Origin of the sequence: Flavobacterium suncheonense GH29-5 = DSM 17707, from assembly GCF_000430025.1 — a bacterium.
GTDB classification, from domain to species: domain Bacteria; phylum Bacteroidota; class Bacteroidia; order Flavobacteriales; family Flavobacteriaceae; genus Flavobacterium; species Flavobacterium suncheonense.
Window position 1 is genome coordinate 20,474 of sequence record NZ_KE387022.1, and the last position, 18,838, is coordinate 39,311.

Sequence of the window (18,838 nt, forward strand, 5' to 3'; positions counted from 1 at the left end):
TTGGATAATGGTCGCTTTTTTAAGACTGACTTTAGCTTAGAAAGTTATTATCAAGCTATGATAGACAGTATGGCGGTGTGTGGTTGGCAATATTTTTATTTGGATTTTGAAGAAATAAAATCTAAATGTGCCGACTTCAAAGTAGGATATTGGCTATTATATCCATATAGTGAAGGTTTGATAGAATCACCGTTAGGAAGGGATGTAACTCATGATACAAGCCGTTTGGCTGCAGTAGTTCATCACATGGAAGTTTGTGTGTATTTGCTACCAAAAATTTTCCCGAATAAAGATTTCAGTTATCATAAACAACGTCTGGAAGATTTTAAAATGTTTTTGAGCCAATAAGTACAAATTTAATTTAGGACATGAACATTCTACAGAAGATATTGAGCCGGATGTGGCCAGATAAGCCTATTAATGAAACTAAAACGGAAATGGTATCAGAGCCTGAGGCAATAGAACAAATTCAGGGTAATGCCGGTAAACTTTGGCCTCAACTCTGCCGGGAAACCATTGACTATTACAAAAAACTAGGCTGTCCGTGTGCGTTTCCGCGCTTCATCCAGTATACAAGCATTGACTGTGTTGACTCAGGTGCTTCTTTTTCCATGAGGGAAACCGAAAGCTTTATTCAGGCATCTGATGACTGTTTTGACACCAATGAAATCGACAAAGGCAATGAATGCTATAGAGCCATTTTAACCTGCAAGACATGTGGTTCAACGTTCATGAAGGCCTGGAGCGACTTTAGCATAGCCATAAACAGGACTTATTTAAAGCCTTTAGAGCTTAAAGCGCCACAGATAGGTGCCGACGCAGAAAGGCCGATTCCCTTTATGGCTGGTCTGTGCGGATATAGCTTGCCGGACAAAGCAGGCTTTAAGCATGTAGACCATGACACTTTTAGGGCTTACCTCCGGGCCATGAAGGATTGTGCGAAATTTTCTGTAACAAAAATTTTAAATAATAATCGCGAACTGCTATATGATGGTAACCAGGACCGTTTTTATGATAACCATTCCCTTGTTTTTAATAAGCAGCGCTACAATTTCAGGATCTCTGATGTTATCTCACTGGAAAACCTTCAACACATATTGAATGAGGCTTTCTTTAAGGATGTAATCAATAATATGAATTTTAAATCGTCCGCTTTTGACAGCAAAGTATATTACCGTTCTAAAGAAGGTCTTTCCTCCGGTTATTTAAAACAAGATGAACTCATTATAATAGTTTCATTTGGCGAATCTCAGCCCTGCCGATATAAAATTTTCTTTGAAGGTATAGTAGAATTACAAAGCTGCAAACAAAATACCGGTTAAAGATGCTTCAGCCAGTTATGAGAATTTTGCCAAATCAATATGGAAAAAACAAAACACCAATTTATAACACCATCATGATAACAGAAAAATACTTACAATGTTTAAAAGAACTGCAGGATAATCCGAACATTGAGATTGGAAAATATTCAAGTGAAACCAATTATTATGACTGCGAAGCACCATCTGAAAGATTTTTAAAAAGTGTAAAAAACGACTTAGAAGAAGAAAATATTTTAATTTCTGATAATGATCTAGAATATTTTAATCTGGTGAGCATCGTCCTCAATTGGGATGATAAATTAAAAGTACCCACAAACCTGAAAATTTTAAGAGGAGGTTTTGTATTTAATGATGTTTCCGATGCTTTAACTTTTCCAACTGATTACTTTGAAAACACGGTCAATGTAAAAGATGATGGGGAATATTCAGAAAAATTAGGTTGGTTTGAAAGGTTACCTATGGGGGTTGATGATAGTATGAGAGGATGTTTTATTAAAGAAGAAGGCAATTTTCCGCCGCCGATAGCTTTTTGTAACGCAGGAGCAGGATGGTATGTAAAACTAGACTTTGATTATCATAGATACATGGAACTTTTGTTTGAGAACTATGGCTTTAAAGGATGGCAATATTTCTATATAGATATCGTGAAGGAAATTCCCATGCTGGAAAAGGTTTTAGAGGATATGCAAACAGCAGTTCAGGTATTGCCATTGTTATTCCCTGATAAAGACTGGTCATACCATCAAAAAAAATATCAGGAGGTTTTAGAGAACTTGGGCAGAACTGAATATTCTAATAGCTAAAATAATATCTATGAGACTAAATAAAATACACCAGGATTTAAAAGAATTGTATAAAAACAAGGAACAGTTAAGCACAATCTTAGGTGTCGAATTCAGCCATAAGGAAGAAACTGAACTATATACTAAAATATTACAGGTAGGACAATGGTATGTAGCACCTTTTTGCTTCGAGAAATTTGACAGTTATGCCATTAAATTAACACCGAATAAAAAATTGGCAGATTCTCCCGTTTGTTTAAGAAGCGGATGGGATCACTATTCATTCTCTAACAGCTTGATCACCTTTTTATCCTTCAGGCAGTTAAAAATGTTGAATACCCCCAATTTTGCCCAATATATTTTAGATGATTGGCAGATATTGGAGGAGCTATCAATCCCGTTTAGAGAATATACAAATGGTTTAGATACATTGGAATTTTTAAATGAATACCTGCACAATAAGGATAAGCAGAAATATCTTTCAAATCCTGCAGAATTTTATACCAATGTATATCTGGATTTTTGGAACCACTATTACCCTGCCCGGCAGCAAAAGGAATATGTCCAGTTAATGCATTCAATGATAAAAGATGAATCTTATTTTCCTGACTTCAAGGTAGAAGATTACGGAATATGGAACACAAGGGCATATAATGCTATAGGGCAAAGAGCATATACCTTAATTAATATTAAAACAGAAGAAAAAGAGAATCAATTGTGGCAAAGCTTTATCCAGCCACATGGATTTGATGCCGTAGAATTTGATTTTGGTTTTATACCATATACTACATCATCATCTTTTCAACTGGATCCTATAATAAGCAAATTTAACCCTGAACTGGGCTATTTCTCTAAATGGCGCAGCCATCCCTTATATGAAGCAGGCCAAATTCTTAACAAAAATAAAAGTGCATATAATGGACATGCCCATATAAAAGCAGCTAAAGTAATAGATGAAGAACTAAAAGATCCGGTTACGGCATGGAATGCTTTAGTTAGTGCAGGATACTGGAGTGGAGTAAACTTTGGGCGCCCTAATATAGAGGCATGGAATGCAGCTATCGATTTATCTGGAAAGCATGGCTGGACAGAGATTTATGAAGTGCTGACAGACCAATTAGAATTTTATAATTATTATAAAGACAAAATTTAAGCTACTTATATTCAACAACTGGCAGTTACAACTTGTTTTTATTGTTGCTGTAATAAAAGAGGAACTAAAAATTACGGCTCAGTTTAACCCTGATACATTAAAGAAATTTGATAAAGCTATTTATCTTTTACATAAGTAATTATAGAATCTTACTTAGAACCCATAGACAAAATTTTAATAATATATGATAAATGAAGTATTAGATTTTGTAGCAGATATAAAATTCAGATCAGGTTTTTATACTGTTACAGATAATTTAGATGACACATTAAACTTTTCTGACAGAGCATTCAATTTTATAGCAGTTAATACAAAAGAAGATTTTCTATATAAATGGGAGAGGGAGATTACGGATGAAGATTTAAAATGGGAAAGAATAGGAAATTTAAAGTTGGATTGGGAACTTACTTTAGATAATATCTATCTGTATGGAGGGTTTAGAAACTGGGGATTTTCTGATTCTTTAGTATCACCAGCTCAACCGGATTATAAATCTATTGCCTGCCAGCATGAATATTTTAGTGAAGAAGAAGAACGTTTTTTAAAAGAAGAAACCAATTTATTCTGCAAATCGGCCCACGGGATGGGTAACGGAACCTATGGGATTTTCCATCGCACTAAAGACAAGTATCCCTTTGACATTCTATACTTAGACAGAGGGCGATTTTTCAAAACTAATTTTACATTAGAGAGCTATTTCCAGGCGATGATAGACAGCATGGCTGTGTGCGGATGGCAATATTTCTATCTGGATTTTGATGAAATTAAAAACAAGTGCGCCGATTTTAAAGTAGGACAGCGCTGGCTGACGATATATCCTTATGGTGAAGGATTGGCTCCTTCCCCACTTGGGCACAACGTAACCAAGGAAACCAGCCGTTTGGATGCCGTGCTCCATCACATGGAAGTCTGCGCGTATATGTTGCCGAAGATTTTCCCCGACAAAGATTTCAGTTATCACAAACAACGGCTGGAAGATTTCAAGGCATCCCTACAACAATAAATGAGTTAATCATAAAAAACCGCGATTCATACCCTCGAAATGGAAAAAGTAAAAAAATTTATATCCGACTTGGTTCAGGCGGAACAAAACGCACACATCGAGTATCGGAAACGGGACAACATGTCGGGTTACAACGACGCGTTCGATTATTTGATGTCGTTCACACATGATATATCCGACCAGGATTCCGGCATCGGGTTCGGCATCGGAAGAATGAACAAACCACACGATGAAGTTTTCTTCGAGGAGCTGTTTCTGATGTCGGAATTACGCCCACGCCACCTGTACAAAATCAGTCATTACAAAAACAGCAAATACGGCGATTTGTGGGCTTGCTATGTATCGGTTCCAAATTCATATATGAATACGAAGAGAATAAATGATTGCTTTATCGTATCTGAGATAAATGGAGAACTAAAAATCGTGGCAAATTTCGGCCCCGATATCGACCAGCCCAAATGGAAATACTATGGCGGGGACAGAGAACTGAAAATGAATAAGCTGGGGAAATTGTTATCTGTTGAGCGCATTATGGAGCCTGTGGACGATTCCTGGAGTATGGAACAATACAATAAAGAGATATGAGTTTTCAGGCAACACAATTACTCAAGGATAATAGAACAATTAAAAAACTTTAATCATTAAATATCAATGATCCAAAAAGTATTAGATTTCGTAGCAGACATAAAATCCAGATCAGGTTTTTATTCAGTTGAAGATAATTTAAATGTAATAGGTAAAGTTGATTTTTTTGTCTACGTTGCCATATACTTTAACTTCGCGTGTATCGTCCCCAATGGTAAGCACAGTTGTGAATAATGGTTCTTGTTTCATGATTTAAAGGAGGAGACTATCCCCGTTAAAATGTTATAATCGGACTAACGTCTATCAGCCTGATTTAAGCGATTTTTTTATTAAAGTTGATTTATTGGAGGCTAATATACAAATTTACAGATTAAATCACCGATTGGTGATATTTAAAATGTTTAGACTTTCAACATTCTTTTAACAAATGAGCTCTCATAAATTGATGCGATTGAAATAATTATGTTTTTAAAGATGTTTAGGAACATTGATTGTCTTATTTTTGCTGTTAGCCAAAAAAGGAAAAATGAAAGACGGAATTTCGAAAACCCCAAGCAGGAATAAAGAGAACACCAGGCAACGGCTACTGGATGCCGTTGGGGAGATACTGAGAAGCGAAGGTTACCAGGCACTAAAAGTTAACCAGATTGCGGCTACGGCCGGGCTCGATAAAAAGCTTATCTATAATTACTTTGGCAGTAAAGATAACCTGGTGGGCGAATACATCAACTCGAAAGACTTTTGGAGCAACGTAAAGGCAGACAGCATTCCAGCCGACTTTTCCGATGGCGGAAAGAATTTTACTATCGAAGTGCTACTTCAACAATTTGATTTTGTCAGGACTAGCGCAGAACTGCAAAAGGTGCTTTTGTGGCGCCTGTCTGAAGAACAACCGTTCCTGCGGCTCATGACACAGAACCAGGAGAACGTAGGTGAAGAACTGTTTAAGCACGTCATGGACCCCTACTTTGGCAAAAATGCACAGGATTACAGAGCTATAACAGCCATACTGGTAGCCGGGATTTATTACCTTAACCTTTATGCATCGCACAACGGAAGCATCTTTTGCGGAATAGACCTGGGCGAGACGGCTGGCCGGGAGAAAATACGACAGGCATTGTCCTTCCTGATCCATAAGACCTATGAGGGCTTACAGGACGAGCCTAAGTGATCAGGCTTGCCCCTGTCACCTCCATGAATTCATTTTATAATTATAGAAGTTTGCTTTCATGTCTTCTATCCTATCCTCAAGTACTGAAATACCTGCCTGTAAATACTTTTCTTTTTCAGTTTCCGACAAAACATGAATAACGTCAAATCCCGGGGCTGGATCAGGAATCGGCACAGATAGTTATATAGTATTATCTTCCCCATAAACATAATATTCCCATTTTTTTTTCTAAAAGTTTCAAATTTTCAAACCGTTGTGTGTTTTTGAATTCCATGTTTTATAGATATGCAGCCGGGTTGCTACTCTTGATTTAATGCGAACTTAGTACACTATTCCAAATTCTGCCAAATCAGGTTCTAAATGAGGAAAGATCACAGGAAAAAAACGTTTCATCAGTTCGTGACTTGGAGATTTCTCTTTTAAACAATAAGTTAAGTTCCAATAATTGAAACATTTAGCTTTATAAGCTAATTCTAAATATTGTTCAAATGTAACTTTCATATCATGCAATGCTTCCGGAAAACCGCCAAAACCTGTATACAAATAAATATTGTCTATTAACTTCCCGTTTTCAACCTTCATACAGGCAACAGCAAATTCATTAGTATCAATAGGTCGTAAATCTCCTCCGTTTAATCCTAAACTTATTGCAGCATCATACATTCCGGTTGATTTTACATTCTCTAAATCTATAACATTTTTAAGTTGTGTTATATTTAGATTACCACTAAGCAGTATCTTTACAGCTTCCCAGCTATATCCGTTCTCTAAATACTCTTTCTTTATCCATGGATCTTCTTTGAATATTGATTCTTTTTCTTTACCATTTTGAAAACTTTCATCGATGATTCTCCATACAAAATTAAGTTTAGCGGCTTGACTATAAAAATTTATTAAACTTTCAGGAAAAATTATTTTTTTTTCATTTAATATTATTTCTAGGTCTTCTTGTGGTATAGCCTCGTTTGGCATATATACTGCACCTGACGAGACTAAGTAATCTGAATCATAAACTTCTTTGGACAAACTACTTTTCCTATCTCTAAACTTTTTTTCAATATTTATCATATGTAATTATTTTCAATATATTAGTCTATTATTCTTTTCTAAAGTTTCTAATTTATCAATATGGTCTTCTTTAGCAATACTATTCATACGCCTTTCAACCTCATTTATATCTCTAAAATTACCATTATTTTCTCTTTCTTTAACTAAATTTTTAAAGAATCCTGTCATTCCGCTAACATCATTAGCTTTAGCAACCTGCTGTAAACGTGCCGCACTTGCCGTATTAATGTTTACAGTATAAGGTTCTGGAATTTTAATTGCTTTATAATAACTATTAACCGCTTTCTTACGGTTGCCCGATTCCTTCCAAATAAAACACATAACGGTCCGGTTGAATCTCTCCTGATGATGTTAAAATCGCGACCCGGTCTTTCATAGTATACCGAACGTTAAGGTTTTCTTTGGAGCGATAAAAAACGTGGTTACCAAATGGGCTCGGTTTAAATTTGAAGGTGCGTAAAAGTGCCTTAAACGCCCCCTCGGAAATTTATGTGCTTATTTCATCCAGATTTTTTTCATGATTTGGTAACCTGTTTGTTAATAGATTGATTAAATCACTAAATGGTGACAAAATAAACTATTATTCTGAAAAATTTATTGCATAGAGCTAAAATTTTCTGAAAAAAATCCTGGTAACCCTTTGTTCAGCAAACAATCTGGGCGGGGCAGAATTAGCATCAGGAAAAAGTCGCAAATTTAGCGTTTTTCTTTATGAAAAAGTTATATCTTACAGTTCAACTACCCTCAAGTTCCTATACATCTCTGATATACAAACTACTGGTTTGTTTGTGATGTTTATCGTTATTTCGATTAAAGTTGTATCCATATTGTACCGTATCAGTATGAAATACAGCACGATAACTGATTGCTAATTTCTGTATCGGGAAATAACGCATCGAAAATTAGAATTTATAGTGCGTTTTCGATAAAGCATTTTATGGTCATTAATCCGAAAAGTTTTTACGCGGATAGATAAAAAACAAACTTTCAAACACTTCAGTCAACTTCAAACCTTTGGATTTCAATTCCTTTATTGCGACAATAAATTACAGTCCGACCACTTTTCCGGTATTTCATATCCCTAAAATTAGTGAGGTGTTAATCATTAAAAATAGTGATTGTTTTACTTTGCAATTTGAGATACGTTTGTCCTCTGCAATAGAGACAGTCTTTATTGTGAATTTATAATCTTACTATAATACAATTATGAAAAAGAAACTTTTGTTAGCGTTTGTAAGTTTAGGAATTTTATCATCGTGTAATAATGATGATAACGATGGCGGAAGTTCTTCCGGAAGTATCACAGGAACCTACAAACTGACAGCATATAACATTTCCGAACCTCAGGATTTGAACAATGACGGAACTCCTTCAGTAAATCAAATGAATGAAACAGCTTGTTTTAACGATTCATTTATGACTTTAAATGCCGATAATACTTTTGTTTATGATGACAAAGGACTGGATATTGTTACCGATGGCGTAAATGAATCCATAGAGTGTTATGATGACGGGCAAGTTACCGGAACATGGTCTTTATCCGGCAATGTGTTAACCCTTACCTATACTTTTGACGGAGACACATATAGTGATGATTATACCGTTTCAGGGACCACCATTACTTTAATGGTTGAAAGTGGTTCTGTTGTAGGTACTACTTCGGCCGGAGATCCTGTTTATGTTACAGCAGATTTTTCAGCAGTTTATACAAAACAATAATTGGGTTACACTAAAAATTCAGCAAAGCCATCTCAGCGAGGGATGGCTTTTAATATTTAATTAAATTGAAAATGAAAAGAATGTTAATTGGTTTGTTGATGCTACTGTCTGTATCGGCTTTCGCACAAAAGAAAAAAGTTGCTGTTGTTACTTTTTACGCCAATAAAATGGTGGAGTTTAATGATTTGGGTGCCGGATATGATTTTTTACTTCAGGACATTTTAAAGTTAAGAGACGATCCGAATTTTAATCTTGCACCAATGTTACAAAATTATCACGATAATTTTTTTAACGATTATTCCAAAGCCTTTCCCTTTGAATTGTTACCGGAAACTGAGATTTTAAATAGTGAAGCCTATCAAAATTTCACGCCAAAGTATGATGTAAAAAACTATGATGCCGCTAATTATCTCGTTTATGACGGGTATAAATACATTTACGAAGGCTTCATGGGAAAAGATAACGAAGTTGCAATGGCTAAAATGTTTGCCGATAAAGCAGATGGCGTAATGTTTGTTACCATCAATTTCGCTTTTGAGAAAGGATTTGGAATTGGCGGGACGGCAACGGTAAAAATGCGCGCAAGCACCCGCATAGCTTTGTACGACAAAAATGGCGAAAAGGTTTTGGCATTTACCGAAAATGAACGTTCTAAAAAAACAGGTGTTATGGTAGGTGGTGTTCCTGTAGTAAAACCGGAAAAGATTTTGCCAATGTGTGAAAGTGCCTTAACAGAATTAATGGGCGACCTGAAAAAGCGCATTGCCAAAATCGTTTTAAAATCCGATAAAAAACTATAATAATTTAAAAAAACACTTTATCATGAAAAAATTATCTTATATTCTTTTTGCTTTATTTTCTTTAAGCTTTATAGCCTGTTCCTCAGACGACAGTTCATCAAGTAGTGAGGATGACAACAGCCTTTACGTCCGGTTTACCGCAAACGGGCAGCAATATAATTTTGAAGCCGAAACAATTACTTCACTTCAGCGACTTGTTATGGGAGACGAAGACGTGAATGATGTTTACACTCGCATTTCGTTGTGGATGCCTGTTACACCTACAACAGGAAACCACACCATTACAGACGATTTACCTTCCGATGACAATCTGGAAACGCTTTATAATGCTGAATTGTGGATTGGAGATGCTACCTATACCGGCACTGTCGGTACACTTACTATTACAGATTTAAGCGAGGAATATGTGAAAGGAACTTTCACTTTTACAGGAGAAGATGAGAACGGTGTTACTATCGCTGTAACGAATGGTAGTTTCAGAGCATACAGATAAAATTTTATTCTCTATATACTCGAATGTATAAAAAAACAATAAGTTCATCTTTTCAGATGGACTTATTGTTTTAATAACGAAATGGAAGTTTTATAAAAATACCTATTGTGAAAGCATCTGTTTACTATACTTTCCCCATCGAAATTATTCTAATTCTTTAACCATGTTATTAGTGTTAAGCTGTTTTTATTGATTACAGGCTTTCCTTTTCACAAAATCAAGATGGTAGAAATTAGAAGTATCTTACTCTTTCACAATCTTAAATTCCTTACTGTTCCCTTGGCTATCCGAGCACTTTAACATATAAATCCCTTTGGTTAAAGAACTGATGTTGATTTGATTTTGACCAGCTTCAATCTTCCCTTCCGCGACTTTCTGACCTAAAACCGAGTACATTTCATAGTTTGTCCAGCCGGTTTCACCCTGCCAATGCAACTTGTCTTTTACCGGATTAGGATATACTTTGATTTCGTTTAAATTAAACTCTTCATTGCTTAATGGCGAACAAACTGAAGTAGCAAACTTTGCTAAGAAAAAATCGGTTTGGGAACCCGCATTGCTTAAAGTATTACCATTGATGGTTAATTGCCCGCCAAAACCTCCGCCTAAAATATAATCGCCGGAAGCGTCTACGGTTAGGGCGGTGCCATAATCGTCATAGTTCACATTACCGGGAATTTTGTGTAAGCCTAAACAGGCACCCGTGTCTTTGTTAAAACGGGCCAACATGACTTCTGTGCCTTCGTTGGCATTGGAGGCGAAAATGGTTTGGGAACCCCAGGTAAATGTTGGGCCAAAACAATAACCCGCCAAACCTACTTCGTTGCCGTTTAAGGCTATTGCACCGTATGAGTATGCCCCATTTTCATTATAGTAGGTACTCCATAATAAATTATCGGCTGTTGAATCTGTTTTTAATATAAAAGAAGACGCATAAGGCGATGGAACCGAAACCCCTAAAAAAGAATCTGCACCACAACAGTTTCTACCGCTCACATAAATATTATTAGAAGGATCGAATTGCAGATTATAAAATTTTATAGCTCCTGCAGTAGTACCAGTACTTTCCTTTTTCCATTGAAATTGACCCAATTCGTTAAAACAGGCTATAAATGCCGGGTGCGTTATCGTTTGTCCTCCAACTACTGCTGTTGCAGATGCATCTTTATTACTTGAAATATAAAAACTTCCGTTATATGGATTACGATAAAATTTTAAATTTAAACCAAATGTACTTGTCAATTGAGCATCAAAATAAGTTGCATTCAAAAAATTACCATTTGCATCGTACTTTAATATAAATAAATTAGTTCCCGACATATTATTCACAAAAGCTCCGTCAGCATAAGTACCGGTTGGCAAATAACATAACCAATAGCTGTTACCTAAGTCATCCATTACTAAACCTCTTGAAAGGGTTTGCCCGGTGGCCACCGCCTGCGTCACCAAAGCTTGTGGCTGTTTGAACCACAATAGATTTCCATTAGTATCGTACTTTGCAATAAACAAGGTCTTGCAACCTGCAGAAGTATAGGCATTAAGAATTACATCGCTATCAATACGGGCATAATATGGTGAAGAGCAGCTCTTAAAAGTTCCAGAAACATAAACATTATCCTGACTGTCTACTTCGATTCCATCAATATCTTCAATACCCCCCCCAATAATTTTTGACCAGCGATACGTTCCATCACAACTAAAACTGCTCAAAGCATAATCCGTTTTAGAGCTACTGTCTCCATAATTGGTTTTGGGATTACCGTCAATATTTAAAAGTGTCTGACCAACTGGAGCCAGTATGTAAATATTTTTCTGACTATCTGTAACCATATCAATTATTTCTTCCTTTCTACTACTTGTGACTGACAAATTATCCGTGCTACCTCCTCGTTTGCCCCATTGCCAAGTTTGAGAGTGGGATGAAAATGCTAGTAATAGCAATAATATTGTGTGTAGTTGTTTTTTCATAGGTTGTAGGTTTTGTTTTGTGCTTTATTTCGCTAAATCTTTTGTTTGTTCCCTTCGACAGGCTCAGGGACCAGAAATTTCAAAAAGTATGTATGCTAAAAATAGTAAAAAATGCAGACGCACTCAAAGCGCGTCTGCATAAAAAATTAATGCTGAATGAGTAAACGGGCTTTTTTAATAACCGCATCGTTCTCTTTCATCACAATGAAATACTGACCACCGGCATAGCGGGTGCAGTCAACTTCTATGGTTCCTGTTTGGTTTTTCACCTCCCAAACATTTAAGAATCTGCCCTGCATGTCGCGAATTTCGATGGTTTTTGCAGCGTCTTTATTCTTGTAATTGTAAAGTACTTTTGTAGTTTCTATAGCCGGATTAGGGGCTACTATCAATACATTATCCTCTACAACCAGCATGTCTTCATTAACCGTACGGCCGGTACCACAAGATGGAAACTGAATTTCTATTTCTTTATAACAACTCTTGTTTCCTTTCAAAGTTCCGTTTCATTTGTTGAAGACAACTCTCCCCAGGCACCAAACCCCCAGCCCCATAAGGTGCCGTCTGCTTTTTTGGCTGTGGTATGGGCTCCTCCAAAGGTTAAACTTTCATAACATTGGGCGGTGACTGTTAGGGATAAGGTCAAGAATAAAATACTAAGTATATTTTTCTTCATAAGCTAATGATTATTTTATTAATAGATTTGAAACATAGCTATGTTTTGTAAAAATATTTTTATTTTTACAAAAACTTGTAATACAATACCTGTTATTTTTTAAGGTTTTAATTATAATTTGTTATTTTTTTTTTTACATTCTATCAAAATCCGCATTATTTACTTTAGCGCTTTTCATTAAAAAATAGTTACATGGCGTTTTTTGATTGACTTATCAGTTTTTACAATCATAACTTTCTCATATTAAGGTTTATACGTAACTTTATTGTTTACATTTCTTACTGTTTTGTTAACTGCTGTATAACTAAAAAACAAGATTATGAAAGCAACTATTCAGAAAACGGTATTACTTGTACTGTTAACCATCATTTGTGTGCCGGTTTATTCTAACATCAGTAATGACACTATTCCGGCTAATACAGAAGCGCAAAGGGCCGAAAGACTAATAAACCGCCTGGAGGAAATTAAAAATATGGATCGCAGTACTTTAACTCCTGCGGAAAAACGCGAGCTTCGCAAGGAAGTAAAAACCATTAAGACAGAGCTGAAAGCGGCTAAAGGCGGAGTATACCTTTCAGTGGGAGCAATTATTATCATTATTCTGTTACTGATACTATTGCTGTAGTTTCCCTTTTGTTGCGCGGATGCTGCCGCATAAACTTATCTCTTTATACTAAAAAAGCCCTGCTTTTTAAGGCAGGGCTTTTTCCAAACTACAAAAAACTAAAAAACGATCGTGAGTTATTTTTTAATCACTTTCTCACTTATAACCTTACCATTATCCAGCGTGATTTCTGCTAAATAAATACCTTTTGGCAAGGACGAAATATCAATGGTATTCTGATGGGTATTAGTGCAGATCAACTGGCCAACTAATGAATAAATTTTGATGCTTTCGATTTGTAAATCAGTTGCAACGGTCAGGGTGTTAGCTGTCGGATTTGGATAGATGCTTACCAGCTTGTCAAAACTATCCGAACTCATAGTCGGTTGCGTGTAGGTAAACGTCAAATAAGGTTTGTCATAATCCCAGCCGTCTACCGCTATCAGTTCTCCTGCATAAAAATCTCCCTGAGGCATGAATCCTATCGAGAAATAGTTGTTTACTAAGCCATTGGCGATATCATTCTGAATTGCTGCCGAAGTAATGGTATGGGCTTTCCACCCTACTGAATTAATGGCTGCCGTAACAAACGGACCGTAACCAAACTGCTCGATGGCATTGTATAAAGTACTTCCGGAAGCTGTTACGGGGTTTAAGTTAAGTTGTGAAAACACCAATTCATGTCCGTAGGCTGGGCTGTAATCAGGAGAAGCGTAATATACATAGTAGTTAATCGTTACTCCGTTGGAAACAATAGCGTCATCCGGTACAGAGGCAGTGTTGAATTTAGCCCACCCTCTAAGAAAGTCTTCTACTGCTCCATTATCTTCGTCTCTTCCGAATCCGATATCTGCGGTAAGTTTATAGTAATCAGAGGAGTATACAGAACCTGTGTTATAATTAGCCATATCCGGATATACCGTTACGGTAGGATCTACGGTTACCGGGAATACTCTGTTGGTATTTAACAGCCAGCTGGTTTTAACTTTAGTTGCTATGGTTAGTACATTACCTTCTGCTGCTATGGCCATTTCGGTATTGTTGCTGCGCAGTTTTTTACCGTTGGCATCGAAAGAATACGGTTTGTTGTACAGGTAAATGTTTTCCTGTTTTTCGTTTCGGATAACCAAGCCTTCTTCGGTATTGGCATACGACCAGTTCGTTGGAATAGTTACTTTTTCGGTAAATACCAAATAGGTTGCGTTAGCCGGCATAGCTGCCAGCGCTTCGGCATTCGGGATGATGTAGTTTAGTTTACGCTTTCCGTTTAACGCGACAAACTCTGCGTTGATTGAACCGTATAAATTGTTGTAATAAGCCTTGTTGTCTACTATAACTATCGCAGCGTTTGTGCTTTGCTGTTCACCGGCTTTCTGGCCCGCTACTTCCCAATACATGGTGGTATTCTGAAATTCCAGAACTTCTCCTTCTTTGGTTTTGTTTTTTATTCCGGTGTGGGCTGTTGCACCAAAATAGGATTCTAAAAGGTTTTCTGTGTTGGCGTAGGTGTAGGATGTGGAGGAAAAAGGGCGAATAGTGTTATCGATGTTTAAAAAAGCACCGTTCTTTTCGTAATGGATAGGACCGGAAGCAATGGCTGCGGTATAAGAACCGTCCGGATTAAGGAAATGCTTGGCAAACAGGTCTCTTTTTGCAACAACTTCGTCTCCTTTTAGGTCGTAAACAGGATTCTTGGCTGCTGTTTGTGCAAAACTCATACCGCCCGATAGTAGGATTGAGGCAAAGCATAAGTGCTGCAACTTAAATAGTTGTGTAATTTTTCTGATCATTCTTTGTTGGTTTTAGGGGTTATAGTGGTTTTATTTTTGGGTTTCTAATTTTCTGCTTTCCTGAATTGGCACATTGTTATCCTGCAATAATTGCAATTCTTCTGTATTGCTTTCTATTGTCATGAAGCGTTTCGGGGCATTAAACTCCTGAAGGCTTCCGTTTTTGGCGGTAACTTTCTGAGGGGCTCTGCTGGCAATGATGGAGTACGAAAACGCCACATCTGATGTTCCGTTGGCTAATTCTACCACTTCGAAGCCTGTGGCAGATTTGTTGGTTACGTATACACCGTTGCAGTCGCCTTCCAATTGTACGAATACTTTCAGCGGATGCTCTTTATCTACCAGTATGTTTTCGCTCAAAATCGGATGCAGGGTAATAATGGCACGACCGTTTACCAGTTTACCGGTACCGGAATCCTGGAACAGACTTTCAGGAGCTGATACGGCAGGCATTATTATTGTTTTATCGTCTTTCACTACAGTAGTGGCATTCATGCCCGGTCCTACCACGTTTAACATCACTTTGTTTTCTGCCTTTGGCTGTGCAGATCTGTAGTAATCGTAGTAGCTTCCTCCGGTTACTAAAGCATAGCCTGTCCAAATGCTGTAATTGCTTGAGTATCCTATATAGGCTGCTCCACTTGCAGAAGTAAAATTAGAATACGTTCCCACCGGGTTACCCTGCGCAATTATTCCGTATCGGTTGTTACCTGAAAAAACATTGTTTGCCGAAAGAGCGCCTGTCCCTGCTCCGTTAAACTGGGCGGCTGTCCCCTGTGTTGCGTTCAGATAGCCGGCAAAGGCCGAACCTGCGGCAGTTTGACTGGTACTGCGGGTTCCTATGGCGCCGATAACGTCTAAACCTGCTCCTGCTGCTGTTCTGAAATTGCGGATGGTCATGGCATTGGCAGCATTAGAGGTAGCTGAAGCTTCTACCGATATAGCCGTTCCTGCGGCATTGGTAGTAGAAAGTATCGCAGAACCTACTGTGGAATAATTCGTGGCCTGTAAACCTGAGTATGGATTATTCGTGTCATTATGATCAATCAGAACCCCTACGCCGTCTGCGGTAACGTTAGCCACTACCCCAATTGTGTTATTGTTCACTACATTGGTACGTTGTCCTGAAATACCTGTAGTAGTAGAATTGTTATTGATTATTAGCCCCGAAGTTCCCGCATTGGTATTGTTGATGGTTACTGCTCCGGCATCGGCTGTAATGGTGCGGCCTGCTCCTGCTCCTCCTTCGTCGTAGGCTTTGTCTAAGGTATTGTGAGGTGTGGAGGCTGCTCCTCCTTCCATGCGCACCCAAATAGTTCCGTTCCAGTAATAGTAGCCCGGGGTGACGTCGTTAACCGTTGCCGTGTTATAGACTATGGTTCCGGCCAATAAAGCTCCTCCGGCCGGGTTTACAACCGGCGCACTTACCGCAGTGTTACTTAAAGCAATCTGAGGCGCTACGAAACCTGTTGTTGCCGAATTAACTTCTAAAGCTCCTCTGGGAGTTGTTGTACCTACTCCCACCTGAGAAAAAACCAAAGGAGAGCTCATCAACAAAACAAATACAAATACAAATCTTTTCTTCATTTTCACTTTTACTTTGAATTTTTAAACTTAAAAGGGGCTTTTAAAACAAGTAGTACTACGTTACTTATTTCGGTGCAAAGAACAAAAGTTACAGTCATTAACAAAGTGTTTGCATATCCGTTTTCTGTAATTTGGAAAACAACGTGTCGCTCTACCCACTGCCAATCAGCGAGTTACAAAAAGAATCACATTTTGTTCTTTGGGCCTAAGGTTGTCTGATAAAGTAAAAAAAGTGCTTAAGGACAGCACGATAAAGATGTTGTTGCAACCGACAGACCGGTAAAAAGTGCTGTCTGTTCAGAATTAAAAATAGTGCTGCAATAAAAAAAGAGGCTTAACTCGCCTCTTTTTTATCTCTTTCGTTGTCCTGATAGTATTTGATAAACTCGGATGGAGAAACGCCAACGGTGCTTTTAAACACAGTAGCGAATTTGGAATGGGAAGAAAAGCCGGTTTCTTCTGCCAATACGTTGATTTTATACTGCCGGTACACCGGATTGTCGTTGATTTTCTGAACGATGTAGTTGATTCTTAAATCGTTAATGTATTTATTAAAGTCTTTGCCTTTGTGCTTTTTGATGATGTACGACAGGTACTTGGTATTGGTTTCCACCTGCGCCGCCACGTATGACAGGGAAACTTTTCTTTCGAGGTAAAGCTGCTTCTGTTCAAAATCGTGGAGTTTTTCCAGTAGCTTTTCTTCGGCTTCCGGAGACATGAGGGCTATTACTTCTTCTTTGTCGTCTTCTGTTTCCTCTGCCTCCTCTGTTTTACTGCTTTCCGTTGCTGTTAGTGGTATGGTTTCAGGTTGGTTTTGTCTTGCTTTTAATTGTTCTAAAACGCTTTCTATTTTCTGTATCTGGATTTGCTTTTGCTTTTTATAACGCAGGAAAAGCACTATACCGAGTACTGCCAGAGCCAGAAAAGAGAGTATGTAAATGACGGTTTGTTTGCTGCTGCTGGCAAGATATTGCTTTTTCTGTTTGGATATCGTGCTTCTTAAAGCGGTATCGACTGCCTTTTTTTCGCTGTTGTTAATACTGTCGTTTAAGGCGGTAAACAAACTGAGATATTTTTTGGACGCTTCGGTTTGGTGCAATTCCAGATAGGCTTTAGACAACGTTTCAAACAAATCTCTTCTTAACTGTGGGAAACTTGCTTCTTTCTCTAATTTAATACCTGATTCTGCATATTTTACAGCTTTATCGTAGGCTTTCTGATCGGTATAGAAATAGCCCAGTTCGCTCAACAGCACTACTTTCTCTACCAGCGGAACCGGTTTAGTTTCGTGGATTGCAAGGGCTTTCAGGTAATACTCTCCGGCGGTTGGCACGTTTCCCGCTTTGGCATATTCGTTGGCCAGAATGATATACGAATACGCGATAAGGCTGTACTTTTTAGAAATATAGGAGTTATCAGATTCGTTTATTTTCTCGGCTTCGGCTATGCTTTTGTTGATGCTGGCAAAAATGGCGTCCTGAGGCGCACCGCTTTTGATAAGATGACTGGCACGGTTGCCGTAAATAACCCCCAGGGCGTGCTGTTTGTTGTTGCCGGCCTTAATTTTTTGGGCGTATTCTAAAGCGAGGTCGTATTCTTCATCGCCTTTGTTAAGCAGTCCTAATTCGGAATAGGCACAACCTTTTAGGCGGTGAATGTGTGAGAGCTTTTCATAATCCTGTATTTCCTCACCTGTTTTCAGGTAGTCTTCGCTAAGGCTGATAACTTTGTTGTAATCGGAACTGTTGAAGTAGATAATGGCTAAAGTGTGCCCTACTCTGGTAATGCCCTGTTTGTAGTTGATGCTTTCACACTCTTTCTTTATTTTATCCAAAATGGGTATTGCTTTTTCCGGATTACCGGAATGGGCATACTTTGTTGCGGTATCGAATTCTTTGTTTATGCTTTCAATAGTGGACGTTTGCGCATATAAGGCACAGGAGAATAAAAGAAATAAAAGATGAATTTTGCTTACGATACCGTAATATAAATTCTTTCTTAATGGGGCATTCATACTTTGTGTTTTTTATATAAAAACTTACTATTGTTGCAATACTTTAACAAGTTTTTAAGCAGAACACAAGTTATACAAACATTTTCAATATCCCAAAACTTAC

Annotated in this window: 19 protein-coding genes; 11 read left to right on the forward strand and 8 right to left on the reverse strand. The window is 37.7% G+C overall.

The window, feature by feature from the left end; all coding sequences use genetic code 11:
- The 7 genes from G498_RS0114025 to G498_RS0114060 form a co-directional block, all read left to right on the forward strand.
- Nucleotides 1–348, forward strand: a 348-nt coding sequence (locus G498_RS0114025; protein WP_035754371.1) for a hypothetical protein, incomplete at its 5' end; no start/stop codon positions are given.
- A 20-nt stretch (nucleotides 349–368) separates the two neighbouring features.
- Nucleotides 369–1,322, forward strand: a complete 954-nt coding sequence (locus tag G498_RS0114030; protein WP_026981736.1) for a hypothetical protein — start codon at nucleotides 369–371, stop codon at nucleotides 1,320–1,322.
- Nucleotides 1,323–1,324: 2 nt separating this feature from the next.
- Nucleotides 1,325–2,125 (forward strand): hypothetical protein, encoded by an 801-nt coding sequence (locus tag G498_RS0114035; protein ID WP_026981737.1) that lies wholly within the window; start codon nucleotides 1,325–1,327, stop codon nucleotides 2,123–2,125.
- Nucleotides 2,126–2,135: 10 nt separating this feature from the next.
- Nucleotides 2,136–3,257, forward strand: coding sequence for a hypothetical protein (locus tag G498_RS0114040; RefSeq protein ID WP_026981738.1), 1,122 nt, complete (start codon nucleotides 2,136–2,138; stop codon nucleotides 3,255–3,257).
- 184 nt (nucleotides 3,258–3,441) lie between these two features.
- Nucleotides 3,442–4,260 (forward strand): hypothetical protein, encoded by an 819-nt coding sequence (locus tag G498_RS0114045; protein ID WP_026981739.1) that lies wholly within the window; start codon nucleotides 3,442–3,444, stop codon nucleotides 4,258–4,260.
- A 39-nt stretch (nucleotides 4,261–4,299) separates the two neighbouring features.
- Nucleotides 4,300–4,845, forward strand: a complete 546-nt coding sequence (locus G498_RS0114050; protein WP_026981740.1) for a hypothetical protein — start codon at nucleotides 4,300–4,302, stop codon at nucleotides 4,843–4,845.
- A 526-nt stretch (nucleotides 4,846–5,371) separates the two neighbouring features.
- A complete protein-coding gene (locus G498_RS0114060; protein ID WP_026981741.1) occupies nucleotides 5,372–6,016 on the forward strand; it encodes a TetR/AcrR family transcriptional regulator in 645 nt (214 codons plus the stop codon).
- 321 nt (nucleotides 6,017–6,337) lie between these two features.
- Here the strand turns inward: G498_RS0114060 and G498_RS0114065 are convergent, their stop codons facing one another.
- Nucleotides 6,338–7,084: a hypothetical protein gene (locus G498_RS0114065; RefSeq protein WP_026981742.1), complete on the reverse strand. Its 747-nt coding sequence runs from the start codon at nucleotides 7,082–7,084 to the stop codon at nucleotides 6,338–6,340.
- Between the two features lie 12 nt (nucleotides 7,085–7,096).
- Nucleotides 7,097–7,405 (reverse strand): helix-hairpin-helix domain-containing protein, encoded by a 309-nt coding sequence (locus tag G498_RS0114070; RefSeq protein ID WP_026981743.1) that lies wholly within the window; start codon nucleotides 7,403–7,405, stop codon nucleotides 7,097–7,099.
- Nucleotides 7,406–8,290: 885 nt separating this feature from the next.
- Between G498_RS0114070 and G498_RS15555 the strand changes: the two genes are divergently transcribed.
- From G498_RS15555 to G498_RS0114085, 3 genes are all read left to right on the forward strand, one after another.
- Nucleotides 8,291–8,803, forward strand: coding sequence for a lipocalin-like domain-containing protein (locus G498_RS15555; protein WP_051269926.1), 513 nt, complete (start codon nucleotides 8,291–8,293; stop codon nucleotides 8,801–8,803).
- A 71-nt stretch (nucleotides 8,804–8,874) separates the two neighbouring features.
- Complete coding sequence (locus G498_RS0114080; RefSeq protein WP_026981744.1) at nucleotides 8,875–9,603, forward strand: hypothetical protein; 729 nt, start codon at nucleotides 8,875–8,877, stop codon at nucleotides 9,601–9,603.
- Nucleotides 9,604–9,625: 22 nt separating this feature from the next.
- On the forward strand, nucleotides 9,626–10,096 hold the full coding sequence (locus tag G498_RS0114085; protein ID WP_026981745.1) for a hypothetical protein: 471 nt from the start codon (nucleotides 9,626–9,628) through the stop codon (nucleotides 10,094–10,096).
- 243 nt (nucleotides 10,097–10,339) lie between these two features.
- Here G498_RS0114085 and G498_RS0114090 read toward each other — a convergent pair whose 3' ends face one another.
- From G498_RS0114090 to G498_RS0114100, 3 genes are all read right to left on the reverse strand, one after another.
- Nucleotides 10,340–12,064: a T9SS type A sorting domain-containing protein gene (locus G498_RS0114090; protein WP_081694249.1), complete on the reverse strand. Its 1,725-nt coding sequence runs from the start codon at nucleotides 12,062–12,064 to the stop codon at nucleotides 10,340–10,342.
- Nucleotides 12,065–12,210: 146 nt separating this feature from the next.
- Nucleotides 12,211–12,561, reverse strand: coding sequence for a T9SS type A sorting domain-containing protein (locus G498_RS0114095; RefSeq protein ID WP_026981747.1), 351 nt, complete (start codon nucleotides 12,559–12,561; stop codon nucleotides 12,211–12,213).
- Entirely contained in the window at nucleotides 12,558–12,740 is a 183-nt protein-coding gene (locus G498_RS0114100) for a hypothetical protein (RefSeq protein WP_026981748.1), read from the reverse strand. Before G498_RS0114100 ends, G498_RS0114095 begins: the two co-directional genes overlap by 4 nt.
- A 319-nt stretch (nucleotides 12,741–13,059) precedes the next feature.
- Here G498_RS0114100 and G498_RS0114105 point away from each other — a divergent pair, with 319 nt between their 5' ends.
- Complete coding sequence (locus tag G498_RS0114105; protein ID WP_026981749.1) at nucleotides 13,060–13,365, forward strand: hypothetical protein; 306 nt, start codon at nucleotides 13,060–13,062, stop codon at nucleotides 13,363–13,365.
- Between the two features lie 116 nt (nucleotides 13,366–13,481).
- Here the strand turns inward: G498_RS0114105 and G498_RS0114110 are convergent, their stop codons facing one another.
- From G498_RS0114110 to G498_RS15565, 3 genes are all read right to left on the reverse strand, one after another.
- A complete protein-coding gene (locus G498_RS0114110) occupies nucleotides 13,482–15,134 on the reverse strand; it encodes a T9SS type A sorting domain-containing protein (RefSeq protein ID WP_081694250.1) in 1,653 nt (550 codons plus the stop codon).
- A gap of 30 nt (nucleotides 15,135–15,164) precedes the next feature.
- Nucleotides 15,165–16,721, reverse strand: coding sequence for a hypothetical protein (locus G498_RS15560; protein ID WP_131387702.1), 1,557 nt, complete (start codon nucleotides 16,719–16,721; stop codon nucleotides 15,165–15,167).
- A 334-nt stretch (nucleotides 16,722–17,055) separates the two neighbouring features.
- A complete protein-coding gene (locus G498_RS15565; protein WP_026981752.1) occupies nucleotides 17,056–18,735 on the reverse strand; it encodes a helix-turn-helix transcriptional regulator in 1,680 nt (559 codons plus the stop codon).
- Nucleotides 18,736–18,838 lie beyond the last annotated feature (103 nt).

Coding starts and splice junctions, on each gene's coding strand:
- G498_RS0114105 (WP_026981749.1), top strand. CDS start 13,060: ATGAAAGCAACTATTCAGAAAACGGTATTACTTGTACTGTTAACCATC.
- G498_RS0114050 (WP_026981740.1), top strand. CDS start 4,300: ATGGAAAAAGTAAAAAAATTTATATCCGACTTGGTTCAGGCGGAACAA.
- G498_RS15555 (WP_051269926.1), top strand. CDS start 8,291: ATGAAAAAGAAACTTTTGTTAGCGTTTGTAAGTTTAGGAATTTTATCA.
- G498_RS0114060 (WP_026981741.1), top strand. CDS start 5,372: ATGAAAGACGGAATTTCGAAAACCCCAAGCAGGAATAAAGAGAACACC.
- G498_RS0114030 (WP_026981736.1), top strand. CDS start 369: ATGAACATTCTACAGAAGATATTGAGCCGGATGTGGCCAGATAAGCCT.
- G498_RS0114085 (WP_026981745.1), top strand. CDS start 9,626: ATGAAAAAATTATCTTATATTCTTTTTGCTTTATTTTCTTTAAGCTTT.
- G498_RS0114040 (WP_026981738.1), top strand. CDS start 2,136: ATGAGACTAAATAAAATACACCAGGATTTAAAAGAATTGTATAAAAAC.
- G498_RS0114080 (WP_026981744.1), top strand. CDS start 8,875: ATGAAAAGAATGTTAATTGGTTTGTTGATGCTACTGTCTGTATCGGCT.
- G498_RS0114090 (WP_081694249.1), bottom strand. CDS start 12,064: ATGAAAAAACAACTACACACAATATTATTGCTATTACTAGCATTTTCA.
- G498_RS0114100 (WP_026981748.1), bottom strand. CDS start 12,740: ATGAAGAAAAATATACTTAGTATTTTATTCTTGACCTTATCCCTAACA.
- G498_RS0114045 (WP_026981739.1), top strand. CDS start 3,442: ATGATAAATGAAGTATTAGATTTTGTAGCAGATATAAAATTCAGATCA.
- G498_RS0114110 (WP_081694250.1), bottom strand. CDS start 15,134: ATGATCAGAAAAATTACACAACTATTTAAGTTGCAGCACTTATGCTTT.
- G498_RS15565 (WP_026981752.1), bottom strand. CDS start 18,735: ATGAATGCCCCATTAAGAAAGAATTTATATTACGGTATCGTAAGCAAA.
- G498_RS0114070 (WP_026981743.1), bottom strand. CDS start 7,405: ATGTGTTTTATTTGGAAGGAATCGGGCAACCGTAAGAAAGCGGTTAAT.
- G498_RS15560 (WP_131387702.1), bottom strand. CDS start 16,721: ATGAAGAAAAGATTTGTATTTGTATTTGTTTTGTTGATGAGCTCTCCT.
- G498_RS0114065 (WP_026981742.1), bottom strand. CDS start 7,084: ATGATAAATATTGAAAAAAAGTTTAGAGATAGGAAAAGTAGTTTGTCC.
- G498_RS0114035 (WP_026981737.1), top strand. CDS start 1,325: ATGCTTCAGCCAGTTATGAGAATTTTGCCAAATCAATATGGAAAAAAC.